The sequence below is a fragment of the Sphingomonas faeni genome (assembly GCF_023195535.1).
Classification (GTDB): domain Bacteria; phylum Pseudomonadota; class Alphaproteobacteria; order Sphingomonadales; family Sphingomonadaceae; genus Sphingomonas; species Sphingomonas faeni_B.
The window spans coordinates 503,910-524,462 of record NZ_JALPNF010000002.1 but is presented as its reverse complement, the minus strand read 5'-3'; the positions used below and the strand labels follow the sequence as shown (position 1 = coordinate 524,462).

Below are 20,553 nucleotides of genomic sequence, written 5' to 3'. Positions count from 1 at the left end.
TATGAGCCGTTACTTCACGCAGGATCATGAATGGGTCGATGTCGACGGTGATGTCGGCACCGTCGGCATCTCCGAATACGCGCAGAGCCAGCTCGGCGACGTCGTGTTCGTCGACGTCCCCGAAGCCGGCAAGACCTTGTCGAAGGGCGACGAAGCCGCGGTCGTCGAGTCGGTCAAGGCCGCGTCCGACGTCTATTCGCCGGTCTCGGGCACCGTGATCGAGGGCAATGCGGCTTTGACCGACGACTCGAGCCTGGTAAACTCTGACGCCGAAGCGGCAGGCTGGTTCTTCAAGCTGACGCTCAGCGACCCGAGCGAACTCGACAGCCTGATGGACGAAGCCGCCTACGCAGCCTTCGTCGAAGGGCTTTGATCTAACTCGCTCTGACGTAATCCGTCATCCCAGCGAAAGCTGGGACCTCCCGCCGCGGGGCCGACACCAGCGTCTCCCCTGCGGTATGAGACCCCAGCTTTCGCTGGGGTGACGGTCTTTTTGGAAAGACCGCCATGCGCTACCTTCCCCTGACCCAACCCGACCGCGAGGCGATGCTTAGCCTCATCGGCGCCGCGACCATCGATGATCTCTTCGTCGACGTCCCCGAAGCCGCCCGCCTCGACGGCCCCGTCCGCGACCTACCGATGCACGCCTCCGAAATGGCGGTCGAACGCCACATGTCGGCGCTCGCGAAAAAGAACCTCACCGCCGGCGAAGCGCCGTTCTTCCTAGGCTGCGGCGCGTACAAGCACCACGTGCCCGCCAGCGTCGACCACCTGATCCAGCGCGGTGAGTTCCTCACCGCCTACACGCCCTACCAGCCGGAAATCGCGCAGGGCACGCTGCAGATGTTGTTCGAGTTCCAGACGCAGGTCGCGCGGATGCTCGGCACCGACGTCGCCAACGCCTCGATGTACGACGGCTCGACCGCGTGCTGGGAAGCGATCGTGATGGCCCGCCGCATCACCAAGCGTGGCAAGGCGATCCTGTCCTCGGGCCTCCACCCGCATTACGTCTCGGTTTCGAAGACGATGGCGAAGTTCACCGGCGACGTGCTCGACACCGCCGCGCCCGAACTGGCCGCCGACATGGACCTCGATCAGCTGATCGCGAAGATCGACGACGATACGTCGTGCGTGGTCGTCCAATATCCCGACATCCTCGGCCGCATCGCCGATCTGCGTCCGCTGGCGGATGCGTGCCATGCCAAGAAGGCGTTGTTGATCGCGGTCGTCACCGAGCCGGTCGCGCTCGGCGCGATCACCTCGCCCGGCGAGATGGACGCGGACATCGTCGTTGGCGAGGGGCAGTCGCTCGGCGTCGGTCTCCAGTTCGGCGGGCCCTATGTCGGCCTGTTCGGCTGCAAGGATAAATACGTCCGCCAGATGCCCGGGCGTCTCTGCGGCGAGACCGTCGACGCCGATGGCCGCCGCGGTTTCGTCCTCACGCTGTCCACACGCGAGCAGCACATCCGCCGCGAGAAGGCGACGTCAAACATCTGCACCAATTCCGGCCTCTGCGCGCTGGCCTTCTCGATCCACATGACGCTGCTCGGTGAAGCCGGTCTGCGCCAGTTGGCGGAGATCAACCACGCGGGTGCCGTGTCTGCGGCCGAACGCCTGTCGCAGATCCCCGGTGTGGAACTCGTCAACGACAGCTTCTTCAACGAGTTCACGCTGAAGCTGCCCGTCGAAGCCCGCCCCGTCGTCCGCACGCTGGCCGATCGCGGCATCCTCGCCGGCGTATCGCTCGGGCGTTTGTACCCCGGCCAGGACGATCTCGCGAACGGCCTCGTCGTCGCCGTGACGGAAACGACTACCGCGGAGGACGTCGAAACGCTTGCGTCCGCTTTGCAGGAGATACTGGCATGAGCATCAACCAGAGCGGCTGGCGCCCGACCTCGCCCGAGGCGAACACGGGGAACGTCCCAGCATCGGTAACCGGCAACAAGGCCCTGATGCTGGAAGAAGCGCTGATCTTCGAGATCGGCGACTCGCACACGACTGGCGTAGATTTCGACACCTTCGGTTCTCCTGCGAACGCAGGAGCCCAGGGTACCAAGGACGCCGCTCGTAACCCTGGATTCCTGCTTTCGCAGGAAAACAAGCTGGGCGGGTTGCTCCGCACCGCACCGATCGGCCTCCCCGGTCTCTCCGAGCCCGAAACAGTCCGCCACTACACCCGCCTCTCGCGCCAGAATTACGGCATCGACCTCGGCTTCTTCCCGCTCGGCAGTTGCACGATGAAGCACAACCCGCGCCTCAACGAGAAGATGGCGCGGCTCCCCGGGTTCTCCGACGTCCACCCGCTCCAGCCGGTCGACACCGTCCAGGGCGCGCTCGAAGTCATCCACCAGCTCGCGCACTGGCTCGTCACGCTCACCGGCATGACCTCGGTCGCGATGAGCCCCAAGGCCGGCGCGCACGGCGAGCTTTGCGGCATCCTCGCGATCCGCGCCGCACTCGAAGCCAAGGGCGAAGGCGCGCGGAAGATCATCCTCGTCCCCGAGAGCGCGCACGGCACCAACCCCGCCACCGCAGCCTTCGCCGGCTATAGCGTCGAGGACATCCCCGCCACCGCCGAAGGCCGCGTCGACACCGCCGCGCTGAAGGCTCGGCTCGGCCCCGACGTCGCCGGCGTGATGATCACCAACCCCAACACCTGCGGCCTGTTCGAGCGCGACATGCGCGAGATCTCCGACGCGGTGCATGCGGCGGGCGGCTTCGTCTATTGCGACGGCGCGAACTTCAACGCGATCGTCGGTCGCGTCCGCCCCGGTGATCTCGGCATCGACGCGATGCACATCAATCTGCACAAGACCTTCTCGACCCCGCACGGTGGCGGGGGCCCAGGCTCGGGTCCGGTGGTGTTCTCTGAAGCGCTCACGCCCTACGCGCCACTCCCGTTCGTCGAGAAGCAGGGCGACCAATTCGTCTTGATCGAAGAAGAAAACGCAGACGAGCATCATGCCGGTAGCTTCGGCCGGATGGTCGCGTTCCACGGCCAGATGGGGATGTTCACGCGCGCGCTGACCTACATCCTCAGCCACGGCGCGGACGGCCTGCGTCAGGTATCCGAGGACGCGGTACTCAACGCGAACTACATCCTGCGCAGCCTCGACGACACGCTCGACGCCCCGTTCGGCCCGTCGGGTCCGTGCATGCACGAGGCGTTGTTCTCGGATTCCGGTCTCGCCACCGGCTTCTCGACGATCGACATCGCCAAGGGCCTGATCGACGAGGGCTTCCACCCGATGACGATGTATTTCCCGCTCGTCGTCCACGGCGCGATGCTGGTCGAACCGACCGAGACCGAGTCGAAGGCGGCCCTCGACCAGTTCATCGCCGCACTCCGCTCGGTCGCCGAACGCGCGAAAGCCGGCGACCCAAGCCTAAAGACCGCGCCGCATTTCGCCCCCCGCGCACGCCTCGACGAGACGCTCGCGGCGCGGAAACCGGTGCTGGTCTGGAAGGACCCGGCCCCGCTGGCGCAAGCGGCGGAGTAAATCGCGGCTCCGTTCTCCTGCGAACGCAGGAGCCCAGGGTTACGAGCGCCGCCGCCCGTAACCCTGGATTCCTGCGTCCGCAGGAAAACGGATTGCCCAGGGCACCGCAACCGATCTAGCCTCCGCCCCAACAGGGTGGGGGCTCGGAACAATGCAGGCGCAAGACGCACAAGGCTGGATCAGCTACGCGGTCACGGCGGTCATCATCGGTATCGTCTTCGCGATCCGCTGGCGTCGCATGAGCGTGGTGAAGCCGCTGAAACTCGAACGCCTCTGGATATTCCCCGCGGTCTACGCCGCAGCCGCGCTCTACATGTTCACGATGTACCCGCCACACGGCCTCGCCTGGCTGTTCTGCGCGCTCGCCCTCGTGATGGGCGCCGCGCTCGGCTGGCAGCGCGGCAAGATGATGCGGATCACGATCGACCCCGACACCCACGCGCTCAACACGACCTCATCGCCCGCCGCGGTCCTGTTCTTGGTCGCGATCATCGCCGTCCGCACCGGAGCGCGCGCCGTCATCGGCGACGGCCACGCGCTGCACCTCGATACGTTTGCGATCACCGACATGCTGGTTGCGCTGGCTCTTGGCCTGTTCACAACGCAGCGCATCGAAATGTACCTGCGCGCGAAGCGGATGCTGGAGACGGCACGAGTCCGCTAGCCCGCCGCTACCCTACGATCCTCCCCCGCCAGGGGGAGGTGGCTGGCACTTGCCAGACGGAGGGGGAGGAAAGGGCGACCTCTGTTGCGTATCCTCCCCCTCCGTCACCTTCGGCGACACCTCCCCCTGGCCGGGGAGGATTAAGGGGTGGCATTAAGCGATCGCGCGATCCGTCTCTTCCCGCCGCCGGACATGCTCGCGCCAGACAATATACAACCCGCTCGACACGATCACCGGCGCTCCGACCCAGGTCGCCTCCGCCGGCAACGTGTCGAACACCAGCCACCCCAGCAACGTCGCCCAGAGCAAACTCGAATAATCCATCGGCACCACCACCGACACCGGCCCGAGCCGCAACGACGTCGTCATCGCGATCTGCGCCAGCCCGCCGAATATGCCGACGCTCGCCAGGCACACCCAGGCGACGAGATCATGCGCCTGCGCCGCCTGCGCATAGAACAGCGACAACGGGATCAACGACAGCGCCGAGAACCAGAACACCGTCGTCAGCGCGCTTTCGGTCTTGCCGATCTGCCGCAACAGGATCGACACGCTCGCGGTCCCGAACGCCCCCGCCAGCGCACATCCCGCACCCCATAACGGAAAGTGATCGCCGCTCCCCGGTTGCGCCACGATCAGCACGCCCGCGAACCCGGCCGCGACGGCACCCCAGCGATGCCACCCGGTCGGCTCGCGCAGCACCAGCGCGCCGAGAATCGTCGCGAAGATCGGCACCGTGAACCCGATCGTCGTCGCCTCGGCGAGCGGCAATGCGACGATCCCGTTGAACGTAAACGCCATCGCCGACAGCCCGACGATCGCGCGCACGACATGCGCCGGCAACCGCTTCGTCGCCACCGAAGGCAGGCTCGGACCGGCGGCGATCACCCCCGACACCAGCAAACACGCCCCGAACTGCCGAAAGAACAGGATCTCCGACACGCTCGCGCCGTACCGCTCGGCCAGCTTGATCGCGGTATTCATCAGCGCGAAGATCACGACCGACAGCAACCGCATGCCGATGGCGGGAAGGATGCGGTCGGTGGGCATGCCTAGTCCCTAGCGAGGGGAGGGCGGGCATCCCACCCCAAACGTTGGTCGAACGCTAGTCATCCCGACACCAACACCCGTCATCCTGACGAAAGTCAGGACCCAGGATACCATCCACACCGCCCGTGGCTCTGGGTCCTGACTTTCGTCAGGATGACGGAGGGCGTCAGTATGATGGGCGGCGACGGAGTGGACGCCGCAACTCACACGTGACGAACCCCCGCGCACCCGCTATCCGCACCCCATGATAAAGCGCGCACTCCCCGTCACCCGCGAGGCGGATTTTTCCGCCTGGTACCAGGCCGTCATCTCCGAGGCCGATCTCGCCGAGGAATCCGGCGTCCGCGGCTGCATGGTCATCCGCCCCTGGGGCTATGGCATCTGGGAGCGGATCCAGCGCCTGCTCGACGACCGGATCAAGGCGACCGGCCACGAAAACTGCTATTTCCCGCTCTTCATCCCGCTCTCGTACTTCGAGAAGGAGGCCGAGCACGTCGACGGGTTCGCCAAGGAAATGGCCGTGGTCACGCACCACCGCCTCAAGGCCGACGGCTATGGCCGCCTGATCCCCGATCCCGACGCCAAGCTCGAGGAGCCGCTGGTTGTCCGCCCGACCTCCGAAATGGTCATCGGCGCAGCGTTCGCGCGCTGGGTCCAGTCGTGGCGTGACCTGCCCGTGCTGATCAACCAGTGGGCCAACGTCGTCCGCTGGGAAATGCGCACCCGCATGTTCTTGCGCACTAGCGAGTTCCTCTGGCAGGAAGGCCATACCGCGCACGCCACGCCGCAGGAAGCGCGCGACGAGACGCTCAAGATGCTCGAAGTCTATCGCGACTTCGCGGAAGAGTGCTTGGGCGTCCACGTGATCGCCGGCGAGAAGCCCGAAAACGAGCGCTTCCCCGGCGCGGTCGCGACCTATTCGATCGAGGCGATGATGCAGGACGGCAAGGCGCTGCAAGCCGGCACCTCGCATTTCCTCGGCACCAATTTCGCCTCGGCGCAGAACATCCGCTTCCAGAATGCGGGCGGAGAGTTCGAGCTGTGCAACACCACCAGCTGGGGCGTGTCGACGCGGATGATCGGCGCGGTCATCATGGTCCACGGCGACGACGACGGGCTGCGCGTGCCGCCGATGATCGCGCCGTGGCAGGTCGTGATCGTCCCCATGCTGCGCGACGTGCCCGAGGACGCGGCGATCGTCGACTATTGCAAGTCGCTCCAGGCCGAACTGGCCAAGCAGTCCGCGCTGGGCGAACCGGTCCGCGCGCTGCTCGACCTCAAGCCCGCCAAGGCCGCGACCAAGCGCTGGGGCTGGGTCAAGAAGGGTGCACCGATCGTGATCGAGGTCGGCGGCCGCGACGTGGCCGGCGGCAACGTCACGGTGATCCGCCGCGATCGCCTCTACCGCGAGGACGGCAAGCTGGACAGCAATGCGGTCGCGCGCGACACGTTCGTGAGCGAAGTCTCGGGCATGCTGCACGACGTGCAGGCGACGCTCCACGTCGAATCGATGAACCGCGTGAAGGGCAACATCGTCCCCGCGAACGACTTCGCCGCGGTCGAGGCGCATTTCGCGGACGGCGTGAAGAACCCCGGCTGGGTCGACGTGCGCTGGTCCAAGCCGACCGGCCCCGCGCTCGACAAGGTCGTGGAGCGGTTGAAGGCGTTCAAGCTCACGATCCGCAACGCACCGATGGGCCAGACCGGCTGCGACGACGGCGCGTGCATCTTCACCGGCGAACCCGCGGTCGAACGCGTACTGATCGGGCGGGCGTACTGATTACCTTCGTCATCCTAGACTAGATCCAGGATGACGGAAGCTGGCAATAGTTCAGGCCATTGCCGCTTTTACCCCTTCTTGAAAGGGAAGGGGTGACTTGCTCGGCCACGCCGGTTCGGATGTGGGGAAGCCGACTTACCCCCAACCCCGCCGTTCCAGGGAGAGGGAGAATAGGTCGATCCGCTTTTGTCCGCCGACGGACTGAGACTTACCGACCCTCAAAACAACTCGCCCTGAGGCCCGCGCGGCGCACGGAACAGGTCGTTTCGCAGCGCGATCCGCTCCTGATTTAGCCCATGTTTCGCGCACGCGATCCGGAACCGCGTTCCCAGCAGATCCGCCCACGGCCCTTGCCCCTTCATCCGCGTGAAGAAGTTCGGATCGTTGTCACGTCCGCCACGCAGCGACGCGATCGTCGCCATCACCTTGCCCGCGCGCTCAGGAAAATGGTCGTCGAGCCATGCGCGAAACAGCGGTGCGACTTCATGCGGCAATCGCACCGGAATGAAAAACGCGCGGCTCGCCCCGGCCTCGGCCGCGCGCGCGATCAGATGTTCGATCTCATGGTCGGTGATCGCCGGGATCACCGGCGCGATCGACACGTAGACGGGCACGCCCGCATCAGCGAGCTTGCGCACCGCTGCAAGCCGCCGTTCGGGATGCGGCGCACGCGGCTCGACGGTCGATGCGATCCTGGGATCGAGCGACGTGATCGACATCGCCACCGCCGCCAGTCCCTTCGCCGCCATCGGTGCGAGCAGGTCGAGATCGCGCACCACCCGGTCCGACTTGGTGGTGATCGTCAGCGGATGATCCGTCTCGCTGAGCACCTCGATGATCCCGCGCGTGATCCGCCAGTCGGTCTCGATCGGCTGGTACGGATCGGTGTTAGTCCCCAATGCCATTGGCGCGACCGCATAGCCCGGCTTCGACAATTCCGCGCGCAGCAGCGCTGCGGCGGAAGGCTTCGCGAACAGCTTGCTCTCGAAATCCAGCCCCGGCGACAGGTCGTGAAACGCATGGCCTGGCCGCGCGAAACAATAGATGCAGCCATGCTCGCACCCCCGGTACGGATTGATCGAGCGGTCGAACGGCACGTCGGGCGATGCGTTGCGGCTGATGATCGTCCGCGGGGTTTCGACCGTCACCGTCGTCCGCAGCTTCGGCGCGATTCCGTCGATGCCCTCGCGCATGTCGAGCCAGTCGCCGTCCGCCTCGGTCTGCGGCAGGTTGAACCGCTTGCTCTCGTCGTTGCGCGTCGCCCCGCGGATTGGTCGGGCATGTTTCATAGCAGCAGCGTATAGCGAAAAACGGAACATATAAAGAACGAAAATCTTCGAGCACAAGAAATGCTAGATTAGTCGGGTTGATCTGCATCTGCCTGAGTTTGCTAGACTTTTGTAAAGTGTCACACCGTGAAAATCAGTGCTCGCGGCTTGTCGCGATACCGCGTAGGGCGATGTGATGACGGGACAGATCACCACGGTGGAACGTGCATTCGAACTCGCTCGCTCGGGCGAATGCGAGTCGGTCAATGCGCTTCGGCAACGACTGCGCCGCGAAGGGTATGACGCCGTCCATCTTCATTTGCACGGTGCGTCGATCAATCGGCAACTCGTCGAATTGATCCACGCCGCGCGTGGCGGCTCCGCGCTGGCATAGCGCCGGGCGTCATGCGCGCAGCGACACCATCCCCGCGCGGTACGACTCGCTCGGCCGCAACCTCGCAGTGGGCGCGACCGTCCGGTTCTAGGACGCCACGCCAATCCCGATCCTCCCCTTTGCAGAGGGGAGGATCGTTCCGGCGTCAGCGGTCATCGACCAACGTCGCGCCGCCGCGCGTATCGAGGTCGAGCATCTTCGGTTCGTCCGCAAGCGTCGCCGGCCATTCCGGCAGACCCGGACCGTTCGGATTGGCGTGCTTGACGAAATTGACCAGATAGCTGCTCGCTGTTCGCGCCGCCGCCCGGTCGGTCGCGCTCGTTTGCGGGCCGTATTTGATCGCTGCGGTGTCGAATAAGAACGGGATATCCGTCGCGTGCGACGCGCCTGCGGTCTTATCCGACCGAACCGACGTCGCCACGTACGAGAACCGATAATAATAGGTCGGCACGCCCTTCGTGGCGAGCAACGCCGCGGTGTTGCGTGCACCCGCGATCATATACCCTTGCGGACCGCCGATATCGTCACTGGTCGCGCCGATCATAACCGGCACCTTCGCGAATTGCCCTGCGGTATAGGCTGCGACTGGGTCGACCGCGATTTTGCCGTCGATCACCGGCCCGCTATAGGTTCTTGGCCCCGATCCCGGCGTGAACATCGCCGCCAGGCTCAGGCCGTCGGTAACCTGTTCCGCCGAAAGCCGACGCAGCTTGGTCAAAGCGTCCGGATCGCCCGGCGCGATCCCCTTTGCTTGCGCGAATGCCACCCCGATCGTCTCGGCCGTCGCGACCGTGCCGGCGGGGCCGGTTCCGGGTCCGCCCGATTGCACCACGGCCTTCTGGAACGTGCCGCGCGCCATCGGCGATGTGAGCAACGTATGAACGGACATACCGCCCGCGCTTTCGCCGATGATCGTCACGTTGGCCGGATCGCCTCCGAATGCCGCGATATTCTTCTGCACCCATTTGAGCGCGGCCAACTGGTCCATATAGCCATAGTTGCCGAGCAGTCCGCGATCGGGGTTCTGCTTCGTCAATTGCGGATGCGCGAAGGTGCCGAACCGGCCGAGGCGGTAATTGAAGCTCACCACCATGATCCCCGCCTTGGCGAGGTTGCTACCGGAATAGGTGGGCGGCGAAGACCCGCCATTCACGAAGCCGCCACCGTAGATCCAGACCATAACCGGCAATTTCGCCTTGGCATCGGCGGGTTTCCACACATTGGCATAGAGGCAATCCTCGGCCGGCGGCGTGCCAAGCGGCGCGGCATCGCTGGGGAAAGGCTGCTGCATGCAGTCGTTGGCATAGCGGCTCGCATCTCGCTCGCCGGTCCAGGCTGCGACAGGCTGCGGTGCCCGCCAGCGCAGCGGACCGACCGGCGGCGCCGCGAACGGGATCCCCTTGAAGGCAATGACCCCGTCGGATTCTGTGCCCCGCAATTTGCCGGCTTCGATCTTTACGGCGGTTTTCACGGGTCCGGCTTGCGCTAGCGCCGGACTGGCCAGCAGCCCGGCCGTAATGATGATGGTCAAGCGCATGACAGGATCCTTGAAGCTGGTCGAAGCGAGATGTCAGCGTAAGCGCGCGCGCATGTCGATGCCAGCCCGTCAGTTGCGGTCGTGCGAGACGGCGGGATGAAGTTGATCCGCCACTCGGTTGCCGACCTGACACCATCGAGCCTGCCGCAAGAGGCATGGGGTGAGGTGGAAATCCATCTCGGCCACCGCAAGTTCGGATCGATCTCGGACCTCTACGCGCCGTTCCGCCCCGACTATCTGCGGCGCGGCTTGGGGGTGATCGAGCGGCTCGTGGGGGACATCGATAAAGCGTCCCCGGTAGCTATTACCGCCCCGACGCTCCGGGCAGTTGGAAGGAAAATGTTTAGTTATCATTGTGTTGCGCTGGTGGAGCCGAAGGGAATCGAACCCTTGACCTCTGCAGTGCGATTGCAGCGCTCTCCCATCTGAGCTACGGCCCCGCGCGGCTGGCCATAGGCCATGATTGCACATTTAGCGGGTCGGTTTGGGCGATGCAACTGGCGGAACTGGCTTGGCCGGCCGGTTTTTTGGATTGCCGGGCGGGAGTTTTTTCCTTGGTGGATCTCAGGCTCGATCTCGGTCCGACCGTCGTCGCAGCGTTGCGTCGTGTCGCCGTCAAGTTACGGCAAATACAGGAACAATCCACCAGTTTGGCGTTTGTAGTCATCGGAATGTACGGCTCCGCGATCGACTAAATCGATCGACGAGGCTGGCAGCCGCAGGACATCAATTAGGAGGCTCCTATGGTCTACGAGCGCACTACCCGGGATCGTCAATCGGGCGATTATTACGGTCGGCCGAACTCGCAGGATTTTGGCCGCGATTTCCGTTCCGACGGGGGCGATTACGGTCGGTCTAGCGCGCGCGATTACGCAGCGGCCGGTGAATTCGATCGCGACAATCACGGGGGCGACAATCGAGGGCGCGACGATCAGGGTAGCCATGCTCAATACGGTCGCGACTATTATGGTGGCCATAACGATCGCCAGCAGCCGTCGGGCGGGGATCGCTATAATCAGTCGCGCTATGGACAGGGTTCGGGCCAGTCTTACGGCCAGCAGGGCTATGGTCGACAGGGCTCGAATCAGCAGCGTTATGACCGACAGGACTATGGCCAGCGTGGTCAGGGTTCGAGCGGTACCGAGTATCACGGTAGCTACGCGTCGGACGGTCGCCGGTTCGAGGATGTAGGGCGCAACCGTCATGCCGACGACGACAACCGTAATGCGCCGCGCGGCGACGATCGTGGCTATGGCCGCCAGCCGCAGGGTTACGACTATGACGATCGCGGCTTTATCGCCCGCGCCGGTGACGAAGTACGCTCGTGGTTCGGAGATGACGAGGCGGAGCGCCGCCGCGAGGCCGATGCGCGCTACGACGAGCACTCCTATGGCAACTCGGACAACCGCTCGTTCGGCAACCGCTCGTCGAACCCGCACGACGATCATTACCATAGCTGGCGCAGCACGCAGATCGCGGCGCTCGACCGCGACTATGACGAGTATCGCAACGAAAACCGTTCGAAGTTCGAGAACGAGTTTTCGTCGTGGCGCACCGAGCGTCAGGGCCAGCGTAGCTCGCTGTCGCAGGTCGCCGAGCATATGGAGGTCGTCGGTTCCGACGGTAGCCATGTCGGTACGGTCGATAAGGTGAAGGGCGACCGGATCCTGCTGACCAAGAACGACCGCGATGCGGGCGGCGTGCATCACTCGATCCCGTCGCGCTGGATCAAGACCGTCGACGGCAAGGTGACGCTGTCGAAGTCGGCCGACGAAGCCAAGGCGGCGTGGAAAGAGGAAGAGCGCAACTCGGCGATGTTCGACTATGGCGACCGCACCGGCGGCGACAAGAAGGGCGCCGGTACGACTGGCTATGGCTCGACCACCCAAACCGGTAGCACGACGGGCGCGGCATCGACCACTGGTTCGACGGCCCCGGGTTCGACGACCGGCACGACGTCGGACTCGCTCGGCAAGTCGGGTCCGACCACGTACTAAGCGTCTGAAAGCATTGGCCGGCGTCGCTGATGCCGGCCAGCAACGAGCCCGGGCGGAAACGTCCGGGCTTTTTTGCGGGTTGCGCTGCGGATATGTTCCGCCATACCGATAACACGAATATTCTAGACAGGAGCAAGTTTATGGCCCGTGCATGGAGCCTGAAGGCACGTCCGCAAGGCATGCCGAAGCATACCGACTTCGCCATGATCGATCTCGACCAGTCTGTGCTCGGCGCTGGCGAGGTCCGGATTGCCAACCGCTGGCTGTCGGTCGATCCGTACATGCGCGGGCGGATGAACGACGTGAAGAGCTATGTCCCGCCGTTCGCGCTAGGCGAGGCGATGCAGGGCGGCGCGGTCGGCGAAGTGGTCGAGAGCAACGGCGACGGCATCAAGGTCGGCGACATGGTGTTGCACATGGCGGGCTGGCGCGACGAGGCGGTGGTGCCGGCGGCGCAGGTGCAGAAGCTGCCCGCGCTCGACGTGCCGGCGCAGGCGTTTCTCGGCCAGCTCGGCATGCCGGGGATGACGGGGTATTTTGGTCTGCTCCAGGTTGCCGAGGCGAAGGCGGGCGACACGGTGTTCGTGTCGGCGGCGGCGGGCGCGGTCGGATCGACCGTGGTGCAGGTCGCCAAGGCCAAGGGCATGACGGTGATCGGCTCGGCTGGCGGCGCGGAGAAATGCGCGTGGGTGAAGTCGCTCGGGGCCGATGCGGTGATCGACTACAAGGGCGACGTACCGGTGGTGAAGGCGCTGGGTCAGGCCGCACCGAAGGGCATCGACGTGTATTTCGACAATGTCGGCGGCGAGCATCTCGACGCGGCGCTGGCACATGCGAACATGCATGCGCGGTTCGCAGTGTGCGGGATGATCGACGTGTATAACAGCGGCGCGGCGACGCAGTTGAAGTATCTCGCGCGGCTGATCGGTAACCGCATCCAGATCCGCGGGTTCATCGTCAGCGATTTCATGAATCGCGCCGACGAATTCTACAAGGACATGGGCGGGATGCTGGCCGCGGGGACGCTGAAGCGGCAGGAGACGGTGCACGAAGGGCTCGAGACGATGCCGGATGCGTTCTTGGGGCTGTTCTCGGGTGGGAATATGGGGAAGATGCTCGTCAAGGTTTGAACGACAGTCGCTCGGCGTTCGATCCTCCCCCGCAAGGGGGAGGTGGCGCCGAAGGCGACGGAGGGGGCGGACACGCAACAGCGGTTGTCCCTTACCTCCCCCTCCGTCTGGCGAGTGCCAGCCACCTCCCCCTGGCGGGGGAGGACGAAGTAAGGGGCTGGTTTCACCCTCGTCACCCCGGGCTTGTTCCGGGGTCCACCGTGCCGCGAAGCGACGGCTGGCGACTATGCGGAACGGTGGATGCCGGAACGAGCCCGGCATGACGGAGTCAGTGGTCGTCGCGCTATAGCCACTTCGCCTGCTTGAACTTCACATACAGCGCCGAACACACAACGCCGATCACACCCAGCACGAGGAAATATCCGTATTCAGTCTTCAACTCGGGCATATTCTCGAAGTTCATGCCGTAGATCCCGGCGATCGCGGTCGGAACGGCAAGGATCGCGGCCCAGGCGGCGAGCTGGCGGGTGATCGCGCCGGTGCGTTGCTGTTCGAGCAGGTTGCTGAATTCGAACACCGACGTCAGCACTTCGCGTAACCCCTCGACCATCGTCTGCACGCGACGGACGTGGTCGAGCACGTCGCTGAAATACGGTTTGGCCTCGGTATCGATGCAGGGCAGGTCGAGGCGGACGATCTTGCCCGCGACCTCGCCCATCGGTCCCAGGATCCGCTGGAACCGGATCATTTCTCGACGCAAGCCGAAGATTCGGACGATCTCGTCGCGGCCTAGGAACGCGTCGATGGTGCGTTGTTCCATTGCCAGCACCTCGTCCTCGATGCTCTCCATGATCGGCAGATAGCCGTCGACGACGTAGTCGAGGATTGCGTGGAGGACGTAGTCGACGCCGTTGATCAGCAAGGTCGGCGCGGCTTCGAGCTGTTCGCGTAGCGCTTTATGAGACCGCGCCGAGCCGTGGCGGACGCTGATGATGTGGCTGTGGCCGACGAAGATCGCGGTCTCGCCATACGCGATCTTGTCCGCCTCGAGCTGCGCCGTGCGCGCGACCACGAACAGCTGGTCGCCATAGACGTCGACCTTGGGCAGCTGGTCCGCCTTGATCGCGTCCTCCACCGCCAGCGGATGGAGGTTGTACTGCTCCTTGAGCGTCCGCATTTCGTCGTCGGTCGGGTCGCATATCCCGATCCAGACGAACTCGGAGCGATCCGCCGGGCAGTCGACCTTTTCGTCGATCGAGACTGCGCGGACGCGTTTGCCATGACGATAGAGATACGCGGCGACGACCGTCATGGAGCCTCTAGGATTACGCTGACTGGGCTCGCGCCGGTATCAGAACGCCGGCAGCACCGCACCTCGATAATGCTGCTCGATGAAGGTCTTGGTCGCCGGGCTGCGGAGCGCGGCGATCAGTTTCACCACGCGCGGGTCCTTCTCGCCACCGGGCAGGCCGACGACGAAATTGACGTAGGGGCTGTTCTTGTCCTCGATCGCTAGTGCGTCGCGGACCGGGTTGAGCTTGGCGTCGAGCGCGTAGTTGGTGTTGATCAGCGCGAGATCGACCTCGCCGAGCGTGCGGGGCAGGGTTGCGCCCTCCAGTTCCTTGAAGTTGAGGTTCCTCGGGTTGGTGGCGATGTCGTTGAGGCTCGACAGCGGGTTGGTCGGGTTCCGGAGCGTGATCAGCCCGGCCTTCTGGAGCAACAGCAGCGCGCGGCCGCCGTTGCTCGGCTCGTTGGGGATCGCGACGGTGGCGCCGTTCGGGATCTGCGCGATCGACTTCCACTTGCGCGAATAGGCGCCGAGCGGCTCGACATGGACGCCGGCGTACGTCACCAGATGCGTACCGCGCGAGGCGTTGAACTGGTCGAGATACGGCTTGGTTTCGAAATAGCTGACGTCGATCTGCTTCTGTTCGACCTGGAGGTTGGGCTGGACGTAATCGTTGAAGACGCGGATCTGGAGGTCGACGCCCTCCTTCGCCAGCGTCGGCTTGATCGATTCCAGGATCTCGGCATGCGGCACCGCGGTTGCGGCGATCGTCAGCGTCTTGCCGTCGTTGGTCTTGGCGCCTCCGCAGGCGGCGAGCGCCAGGAGCGAGAACGAGGCGAGCAGGGTGCGACGGTTCATGGCGATTCCTAGCGGCGGGTGAAGTGGCGGGCGAGCGCGTCGCCGGCATATTGGATGATCTGGACGAGCACGACCAGCAGCACAACGGTGACGGCCATGACGTCGGTCTGGAAGCGCTGATAGCCGAACCGGATCGCGAGATCGCCGAGCCCGCCCGCGCCGACCACGCCCGCCATCGCGGTGAACGAGACGAGCGCAACCGCGGTGACGGTGGCGCCGGCGATCAGCCCGGGGAGCGCCTCGGGGATCAGCGCGCCGGTGACGATCTGGCGGGTGGTGGCGCCCATCGCCTGCACCGCCTCGATCGTGGTGCGGTCGACTTCCTTGAGCGATCCCTCGACGAGCCGCGCATAGAAGGGTGCCGCGCCGACGACGAGCGGGGGGATCGCGCCGGCGACGCCTAGCGAGGTGCCGACGAGCATCACGGTGAGCGGGATCATCACGATCAGCAGGATGATGAACGGGACGGAGCGGAGGATGTTGACGATGACGCCGAGCACGACGTTGGCGACGCGGTTCTGCGACAGGCGGCCCTGGCCGGTGAGGTAGAGCAGGACGCCAAGCGGAAGCCCGAACGCGATCGTGAGCACGAGCGACCCGCCGAGCATGATCAGCGTGTCGAGGCACGCCTGGCCGATGTCCGACCAGTCGATGTTGGCGAAGAAGCTCATGCCGCCAGCGCCGCCAGCATGCGCCGCGTCGCCGGGTGCGTGGCGTTGGCGAAGATGTCGGTAACGTCTCCGGTTTCGACGATACGGCCGCGTTCGAGGACGGCGACGCGGTCGCAGACGTAGCGGACGACGTCCATTTCGTGCGTGATCAGGACGATCGTCAGACCGAGGTCTCGGTTGAGTTCGCGGAGGAGGGTCAGGACCGAGCGGGTGGTTTCGGGATCGAGTGCGCTAGTGGCTTCGTCGCAGAGCAAGATGTCGGGGTCGGTGGCGAGCGCGCGAGCGATGCCGACGCGCTGTTTCTGGCCGCCGGATAGCTGGGCTGGATATTTGGTGGTGTGATCGGCGAGACCTACGCGGTCGAGTAGCGCAGCGACTTTCGTCTCGCGCTCGGCTTTGGATACGCCCGCGAGCGCCAGCGGGAACGCGACGTTTGCCGCGACCGTGCGCGACGACAGCAGGCCGAAATTCTGGAAGATCATGCCGATCCGGCGGCGTAGCGCGCGCAGGTCTGCCGCCGACAATGCCGCCACGTCGACGCCGTCGACCTCGACTCGACCCGACGTCGGACGTTCTAGCGCGTTGATCAGGCGGATCAGCGTCGACTTGCCCGCGCCGGACTGGCCGATGACGCCAAATACGCCACGCGCCGGGATTTCCATCGACACGCCGTCGAGGGCAGCCGCGTCGGTTGCCGGGTAGGTTTTAACGACGTCAGTTAGGCGGATCATGCGGTGCCCATGACCTGCGCGGCGAACCGCTCCATTTCCTCGGCCTGCGGGCTCATCTGGAGCAGCAGCAGGTCGAGACCGGCGGCTTCGTACTCCGCGACACGCTCCTTCAACTGCTCGGGCGTGCCGACCAGATTGGGGCGCAGGCCGCGGTTGGAGACGGAGTATTCCTGGATCTTCAACTCGCGTTCGAGCTGCGTGCCCGACAACCACTGGTCGAAATTGGCGTATCCGGCGGGGAGTTCGGTGACGCTGGTGATGCGCTCGAGTTCGCGTTTCGCCTCCGCCTCGCTGTCGCGGACGATCGCGTAGGCAGCCATGCCGTATTGCATCGGTGCGCCGCCGCCCCTCTTCTCATTGGCTGCTTCACGTCGCGCGGCCATGTCGGCGATCTTCGGCGCGATCGCGTCGGCGGGGTCGCCGTGCATGACGTAGGCGTCGCACTGCGCGGCGATCATCGCCTTGGCCTTCTCGCTCTCGCCACCGGCGTAGACGGTCGGGCGCTTGGCGGGCTTGGGCGAGCAGATCGCCTGTTCGGTGGTGTAGAACTGGCCCGCGAAGTCGAACCGTTCTTCGGTCCAGAGCCCGTCGACGACGGTCAGCCACTCGGCGGTGCGGGCGTAGCGATCGTCGTGCTGGTCGAACTGGAGGCCGTATTGCTTCGCCTCGTCCGCCCACCAGGACGACACGACGTTGAGCGCGAGGCGTCCGCCCGAGATCCGGTCGATATTCGCCGCCGCCTTGGCGAACAGCGCGGGGTGGTGGAAGTTCGGGCGGACCGCGACCATCAGCTCGATGCTGTCGGTCACTGCCGCGAGCGCCGCCGCGGTCGACCATGCATCCAGCGCAGGCTGTTCGATGCCCTTGATATCGTTGAGGTTCAGCTCGGCGATCAGCGTCAGGTCGTAGCCCCAGCGCTCGGCGTTCTGCGTGAGCGCCTTGGTGTACGCCCAACTCGCCTCCATCCCCTCGTCGGGGACGTTGCGAAGCCAGCCGCCGAAGACGGGAGTCCAGTAACCATAGCGCATCAGCGGGCCTTCTCGATCTGTTCGACCAGGTAATCGACGAGGCGGTCGTGGGGATCCCAGCCGAGCACGTCGAGGGGCTTGGCGACGAAGTTCGACAGCGCGTTGATGTCGTAGAAGCGCGCGACGCCATCGCGGTCGTCGATCATCACCTCGACTCCGCCGACGTCGAGATCGACCGCGCGGGCGATCGCTTCGGCGGCGTCCTTCAAGGTCTGCGACGGCTCGACCGCGGCCATCTTGATGCCGGAACCGGGGACGACGCATGCATCCGCCGGGCAGAGATCGAACGCGCCGCCGCCGGCGACCTCGATCGCGTAGAGGAACTTGCGGTCGAGCGTCTCGATCCGGGTGATCGCGCCGTCGCGGACGGGGACGTATTCCTGCACCAGCAGCACGCCGTCGACGCTGCTTGGGAGGCCGGCGTCGGCGACGGCGGCGCGCAGTTCGTCGAGGCTGTCGAAGCGGATGATGCCTGCGCCCGATCCGCCGATGTTCGCCTTCACGACCAATGGGAAGCGGAGCGTCTGCGCGGCGGGGACGACGTCGGCGGCGCGGTGGACCACGCGGGTCTCGGGGATGGCGAGGCCGAGCGAGGCGATCAGCGACAATTGCCGTGCCTTGGACGCGTCGATCGCGAGGACGTCGGTGCCGTTGATCACGCGCGCGCCCGTGCGGCGCCAGTGATCGAGCATCGCCATCGTGTCGAAGATCGGATGTTCGTCGTTGCGCAGGAAGCTCGACATCGCGATCCGGTTGAAGACGACGGGGGCGGGGGCGCTCTGGTCGGCGGGGTTCCAGAAGCCGTCGGGCGTGACGCGGGTGAAGGCAACGCCGCGGCGGTCGAGCGCGGCGAACAGCGGTTCGAACCAGAGCGGGTGCTCGTAGAGAATGGCGAGATCGGTCATCGCTCTCCGGATACGCATTGCGCGCGGGCGTGCAAACCCAAGCAATAGTTTGTCGGCGGCAATATCGCATCGTTACCGGCTGACGTTCTCGGCTCACGTTCTCGGCTGACAGGGCGCGTTTGCCGCGGTAGCCTTGGTCATGATCTTGAAAACGCTTGGCGCTTCGCTCGTCCTTCTCTGTGCTGTTTCCGGCTCGGCGCAAACCGTCGCTCCGGCCGCACCAGCCACGCCTGTTCCGGCCGAGGCGGTGCCGGCGGCGACCATCTCGATCGTGATGACGACCAACGAGGGGCCGATCACGCTGGCGCTGGAGAAGGATCGCGCGCCGCTGACGACCGCAAACTTCCTGCGTTATGTCGACCAGAAGCGGCTTGATGGCGTGACGTTCTACCGCGCGATGAACCTGGGGCAGGGGACCGGGCTGATCCAGGGCGGGCCGCAGAACGATCCGAAGCGTATCTTGAAGCCCGTCGCGCATGAGCCGACCAGCAAGACCGGGCTGTCGCATGTCGATGGGACGATCTCGCTGGCGCGGTTGGCGCCGGGGACGGCGACGGCGGATTTCTTCATTACCGTCGGGCCGGTGCTGTCGTTGGATGCGAACCCGACGGGAAGTGGGGATACCGCTGGGTATGCGGCGTTCGGGCATGTCGTCGAGGGGATGGACGTGGTGAAACGCATCCTTGCTGCGCCGATTTCGGCTACTGCTGGGGTCCGGGTGATGAAGGGGCAGATGATTGCCGCGCCGGTTAAGATTCTGACGGTTCGTCGGGCGAAGTAGCCTACCCGTCTTTTCCACCCCGGCGAAGGCCGGGGCCCAATTGGCAAGGTCGCAGTGATGTTGGACTGCGCTGCGTTATAGCCGTCCCCCAATTGGGCCCCGGCCTTCGCCGGGGTGGTGTTGGGGAGGGGTCGGTTGGACCGAGACACAGAGCGCCGCCTAGCCGTTCCCCCGCGGACGCGGGGGCCCAGCTAAATATAGGGCGGTGCCTGTGGCTCCTGGGCCCCCGCGTTCGCGAGGGAACAAGGAACAGAAGTGTAGTTGGTAACAGGGAGTTCTCGAACGCGAACTCGACTGGGTCAGGCGGCGACTGCGTCCGCTTTGGTCGCCATCCACGCTTCGGCCTTGGCGAGCGCGGGGGCGTCGTCGACGTCGATCCAGTCGATGTCGCTGCAATCGACGGTCCGGGCGAGGCCTTGCGCGGCCAGCAGGCGGACGCCTTCGGTCAAAGACGGGCTTGCTAGGGTTGCCAGCGCGTCCGACAGCGCGGGGCCGATCGCGAAGACGCCGGTGTCGTAGCAGTCGTGGGGTTCGAGGCCCTTGCCGATCGCGACGATGCGGTCGCCTTCGGTCGCGACGCAGGTGACGTCCTCGGGGTCGACCCAGTCATGGCCGAGGCGCCGGTCGATGCCGAGGCGGAGACCACCGCCAGCGCCGGCTTTCGCCATGCGGGCGTAGAGGTCTGGGCTGACGAGGTGGTCGCACATCGCCAGCACCGCTTCGCTGCCGGCCAGCGCATCACGCGCAGCCAGTACCGAGACGCCGTTGGGCTCGCGGTGGTCGGCGAGCACTGTCTCGACCTTAAGGGGCCAGCGCCGGCTCGCTAAATACGCTTCGATCGCCTCACGCCCATAGCTGACCGTCACGATCGCCCGCGCGAAACCGGCTTCCGCCAGACCTTCGAGCGCGTGGGCGATCAACGGCCGCCCCGCCACCGCGCATAGCGGCTTGTACGGGGCGGAGGTGCGAAGGCGGCTGCCTTCCCCGGCGGCGAGGATGATCGCCGTTTGAATCCGGGGCGTCTCGATCAT

General features: G+C 65.3%; 20 protein-coding genes and 1 tRNA gene. 10 read left to right on the top strand and 11 right to left on the bottom strand.

Annotated elements, in window-relative coordinates:
• Position 1: 1 nt before the first annotated feature.
• From gcvH to SPHN_RS06865, 4 genes are all read left to right on the top strand, one after another.
• Positions 2-373: a glycine cleavage system protein GcvH gene (gene gcvH, locus SPHN_RS06880; protein WP_248522217.1), complete on the top strand. Its 372-nt coding sequence runs from the start codon at positions 2-4 to the stop codon at positions 371-373.
• Positions 374-507: 134 nt separating this feature from the next.
• The gene (gcvPA, locus tag SPHN_RS06875) at positions 508-1,866 is read left to right on the top strand and encodes an aminomethyl-transferring glycine dehydrogenase subunit GcvPA (RefSeq protein WP_248522215.1); all 1,359 of its coding nucleotides are present in this window, start codon (positions 508-510) and stop codon (positions 1,864-1,866) included.
• Positions 1,863-3,500: an aminomethyl-transferring glycine dehydrogenase subunit GcvPB gene (gene gcvPB, locus SPHN_RS06870; protein WP_248522213.1), complete on the top strand. Its 1,638-nt coding sequence runs from the start codon at positions 1,863-1,865 to the stop codon at positions 3,498-3,500. The genes gcvPA and gcvPB overlap by 4 nt, the downstream gene beginning before the upstream one ends.
• A gap of 151 nt (positions 3,501-3,651) precedes the next feature.
• Positions 3,652-4,164, top strand: a complete 513-nt coding sequence (locus SPHN_RS06865; protein WP_248522211.1) for a CcdC protein domain-containing protein — start codon at positions 3,652-3,654, stop codon at positions 4,162-4,164.
• A 153-nt stretch (positions 4,165-4,317) separates the two neighbouring features.
• On the opposite strand, the gene SPHN_RS06860 is transcribed toward SPHN_RS06865, so the two are convergent.
• Positions 4,318-5,214, bottom strand: coding sequence for a DMT family transporter (locus SPHN_RS06860; RefSeq protein ID WP_248522210.1), 897 nt, complete (start codon positions 5,212-5,214; stop codon positions 4,318-4,320).
• Between the two features lie 244 nt (positions 5,215-5,458).
• On the opposite strand from SPHN_RS06860, the gene SPHN_RS06855 reads away from it, so the two are divergent.
• Positions 5,459-6,994: an aminoacyl--tRNA ligase-related protein gene (locus tag SPHN_RS06855; protein WP_248522208.1), complete on the top strand. Its 1,536-nt coding sequence runs from the start codon at positions 5,459-5,461 to the stop codon at positions 6,992-6,994.
• A gap of 218 nt (positions 6,995-7,212) precedes the next feature.
• On the opposite strand, the gene SPHN_RS06850 is transcribed toward SPHN_RS06855, so the two are convergent.
• Positions 7,213-8,283, bottom strand: coding sequence for a PA0069 family radical SAM protein (locus tag SPHN_RS06850; RefSeq protein ID WP_248522206.1), 1,071 nt, complete (start codon positions 8,281-8,283; stop codon positions 7,213-7,215).
• Between the two features lie 175 nt (positions 8,284-8,458).
• Between SPHN_RS06850 and SPHN_RS06845 the strand changes: the two genes are divergently transcribed.
• The gene (locus SPHN_RS06845) at positions 8,459-8,656 is read left to right on the top strand and encodes a hypothetical protein (protein WP_248522203.1); all 198 of its coding nucleotides are present in this window, start codon (positions 8,459-8,461) and stop codon (positions 8,654-8,656) included.
• Between the two features lie 145 nt (positions 8,657-8,801).
• Here the strand turns inward: SPHN_RS06845 and SPHN_RS06840 are convergent, their stop codons facing one another.
• Together SPHN_RS06840 and SPHN_RS06835 are read right to left on the bottom strand one after the other, a co-directional pair.
• Positions 8,802-10,193, bottom strand: a complete 1,392-nt coding sequence (locus tag SPHN_RS06840) for a carboxylesterase/lipase family protein (RefSeq protein WP_248522201.1) — start codon at positions 10,191-10,193, stop codon at positions 8,802-8,804.
• A gap of 364 nt (positions 10,194-10,557) precedes the next feature.
• Positions 10,558-10,633: transfer RNA gene (locus SPHN_RS06835), tRNA-Ala, on the bottom strand.
• Positions 10,634-10,684: 51 nt separating this feature from the next.
• Here SPHN_RS06835 and SPHN_RS06830 point away from each other — a divergent pair.
• The 3 genes from SPHN_RS06830 to SPHN_RS06820 all read left to right on the top strand — a co-directional run bounded on the left by SPHN_RS06830 (position 10,685) and on the right by SPHN_RS06820 (position 13,320).
• On the top strand, positions 10,685-10,888 hold the full coding sequence (locus SPHN_RS06830) for a hypothetical protein (RefSeq protein ID WP_248522199.1): 204 nt from the start codon (positions 10,685-10,687) through the stop codon (positions 10,886-10,888).
• A gap of 48 nt (positions 10,889-10,936) precedes the next feature.
• The gene (locus tag SPHN_RS06825) at positions 10,937-12,190 is read left to right on the top strand and encodes a DUF2171 domain-containing protein (RefSeq protein ID WP_248522197.1); all 1,254 of its coding nucleotides are present in this window, start codon (positions 10,937-10,939) and stop codon (positions 12,188-12,190) included.
• 140 nt (positions 12,191-12,330) lie between these two features.
• On the top strand, positions 12,331-13,320 hold the full coding sequence (locus tag SPHN_RS06820; protein ID WP_248522196.1) for an NADP-dependent oxidoreductase: 990 nt from the start codon (positions 12,331-12,333) through the stop codon (positions 13,318-13,320).
• Between the two features lie 283 nt (positions 13,321-13,603).
• On the opposite strand, the gene SPHN_RS06815 is transcribed toward SPHN_RS06820, so the two are convergent.
• Genes SPHN_RS06815 through SPHN_RS06790 form a run of 6 tightly spaced genes read right to left on the bottom strand, consistent with a single transcriptional unit; the run spans position 13,604 to position 18,741 of the window.
• Positions 13,604-14,572, bottom strand: coding sequence for a magnesium and cobalt transport protein CorA (locus tag SPHN_RS06815; RefSeq protein ID WP_248522194.1), 969 nt, complete (start codon positions 14,570-14,572; stop codon positions 13,604-13,606).
• A gap of 39 nt (positions 14,573-14,611) precedes the next feature.
• A complete protein-coding gene (locus SPHN_RS06810; RefSeq protein ID WP_248522192.1) occupies positions 14,612-15,406 on the bottom strand; it encodes a MetQ/NlpA family ABC transporter substrate-binding protein in 795 nt (264 codons plus the stop codon).
• Between the two features lie 8 nt (positions 15,407-15,414).
• A complete protein-coding gene (locus tag SPHN_RS06805) occupies positions 15,415-16,077 on the bottom strand; it encodes a methionine ABC transporter permease (RefSeq protein ID WP_248522190.1) in 663 nt (220 codons plus the stop codon).
• Entirely contained in the window at positions 16,074-16,808 is a 735-nt protein-coding gene (locus SPHN_RS06800; protein ID WP_248522188.1) for a methionine ABC transporter ATP-binding protein, read from the bottom strand. The genes SPHN_RS06805 and SPHN_RS06800 overlap by 4 nt, the downstream gene beginning before the upstream one ends.
• On the bottom strand, positions 16,805-17,836 hold the full coding sequence (locus SPHN_RS06795) for an LLM class flavin-dependent oxidoreductase (protein ID WP_248522186.1): 1,032 nt from the start codon (positions 17,834-17,836) through the stop codon (positions 16,805-16,807). Before SPHN_RS06795 ends, SPHN_RS06800 begins: the two co-directional genes overlap by 4 nt.
• Positions 17,836-18,741, bottom strand: a complete 906-nt coding sequence (locus tag SPHN_RS06790; RefSeq protein WP_248522184.1) for an ATP-grasp domain-containing protein — start codon at positions 18,739-18,741, stop codon at positions 17,836-17,838. The genes SPHN_RS06795 and SPHN_RS06790 overlap by 1 nt, the downstream gene beginning before the upstream one ends.
• A 139-nt stretch (positions 18,742-18,880) precedes the next feature.
• Between SPHN_RS06790 and SPHN_RS06785 the strand changes: the two genes are divergently transcribed.
• Positions 18,881-19,522: a peptidylprolyl isomerase gene (locus tag SPHN_RS06785; RefSeq protein ID WP_248522182.1), complete on the top strand. Its 642-nt coding sequence runs from the start codon at positions 18,881-18,883 to the stop codon at positions 19,520-19,522.
• 299 nt (positions 19,523-19,821) lie between these two features.
• Here SPHN_RS06785 and SPHN_RS06780 read toward each other — a convergent pair whose 3' ends face one another.
• Positions 19,822-20,553 (bottom strand): NTP transferase domain-containing protein, encoded by a 732-nt coding sequence (locus tag SPHN_RS06780; protein WP_248522181.1) that lies wholly within the window; start codon positions 20,551-20,553, stop codon positions 19,822-19,824.

Coding starts and splice junctions, on each gene's coding strand:
- gcvH (WP_248522217.1), top strand. CDS start 2: ATGAGCCGTTACTTCACGCAGGATCATGAATGGGTCGATGTCGACGGT.
- SPHN_RS06850 (WP_248522206.1), bottom strand. CDS start 8,283: ATGAAACATGCCCGACCAATCCGCGGGGCGACGCGCAACGACGAGAGC.
- gcvPA (WP_248522215.1), top strand. CDS start 508: ATGCGCTACCTTCCCCTGACCCAACCCGACCGCGAGGCGATGCTTAGC.
- SPHN_RS06855 (WP_248522208.1), top strand. CDS start 5,459: ATGATAAAGCGCGCACTCCCCGTCACCCGCGAGGCGGATTTTTCCGCC.
- SPHN_RS06865 (WP_248522211.1), top strand. CDS start 3,652: ATGCAGGCGCAAGACGCACAAGGCTGGATCAGCTACGCGGTCACGGCG.
- SPHN_RS06840 (WP_248522201.1), bottom strand. CDS start 10,193: ATGCGCTTGACCATCATCATTACGGCCGGGCTGCTGGCCAGTCCGGCG.
- SPHN_RS06815 (WP_248522194.1), bottom strand. CDS start 14,572: ATGACGGTCGTCGCCGCGTATCTCTATCGTCATGGCAAACGCGTCCGC.
- gcvPB (WP_248522213.1), top strand. CDS start 1,863: ATGAGCATCAACCAGAGCGGCTGGCGCCCGACCTCGCCCGAGGCGAAC.
- SPHN_RS06845 (WP_248522203.1), top strand. CDS start 8,459: ATGACGGGACAGATCACCACGGTGGAACGTGCATTCGAACTCGCTCGC.
- SPHN_RS06860 (WP_248522210.1), bottom strand. CDS start 5,214: ATGCCCACCGACCGCATCCTTCCCGCCATCGGCATGCGGTTGCTGTCG.
- SPHN_RS06785 (WP_248522182.1), top strand. CDS start 18,881: ATGATCTTGAAAACGCTTGGCGCTTCGCTCGTCCTTCTCTGTGCTGTT.
- SPHN_RS06825 (WP_248522197.1), top strand. CDS start 10,937: ATGGTCTACGAGCGCACTACCCGGGATCGTCAATCGGGCGATTATTAC.
- SPHN_RS06830 (WP_248522199.1), top strand. CDS start 10,685: ATGCAACTGGCGGAACTGGCTTGGCCGGCCGGTTTTTTGGATTGCCGG.
- SPHN_RS06805 (WP_248522190.1), bottom strand. CDS start 16,077: ATGAGCTTCTTCGCCAACATCGACTGGTCGGACATCGGCCAGGCGTGC.
- SPHN_RS06780 (WP_248522181.1), bottom strand. CDS start 20,553: ATGATCGAGACGCCCCGGATTCAAACGGCGATCATCCTCGCCGCCGGG.
- SPHN_RS06810 (WP_248522192.1), bottom strand. CDS start 15,406: ATGAACCGTCGCACCCTGCTCGCCTCGTTCTCGCTCCTGGCGCTCGCC.
- SPHN_RS06795 (WP_248522186.1), bottom strand. CDS start 17,836: ATGCGCTATGGTTACTGGACTCCCGTCTTCGGCGGCTGGCTTCGCAAC.
- SPHN_RS06820 (WP_248522196.1), top strand. CDS start 12,331: ATGGCCCGTGCATGGAGCCTGAAGGCACGTCCGCAAGGCATGCCGAAG.
- SPHN_RS06790 (WP_248522184.1), bottom strand. CDS start 18,741: ATGACCGATCTCGCCATTCTCTACGAGCACCCGCTCTGGTTCGAACCG.
- SPHN_RS06800 (WP_248522188.1), bottom strand. CDS start 16,808: ATGATCCGCCTAACTGACGTCGTTAAAACCTACCCGGCAACCGACGCG.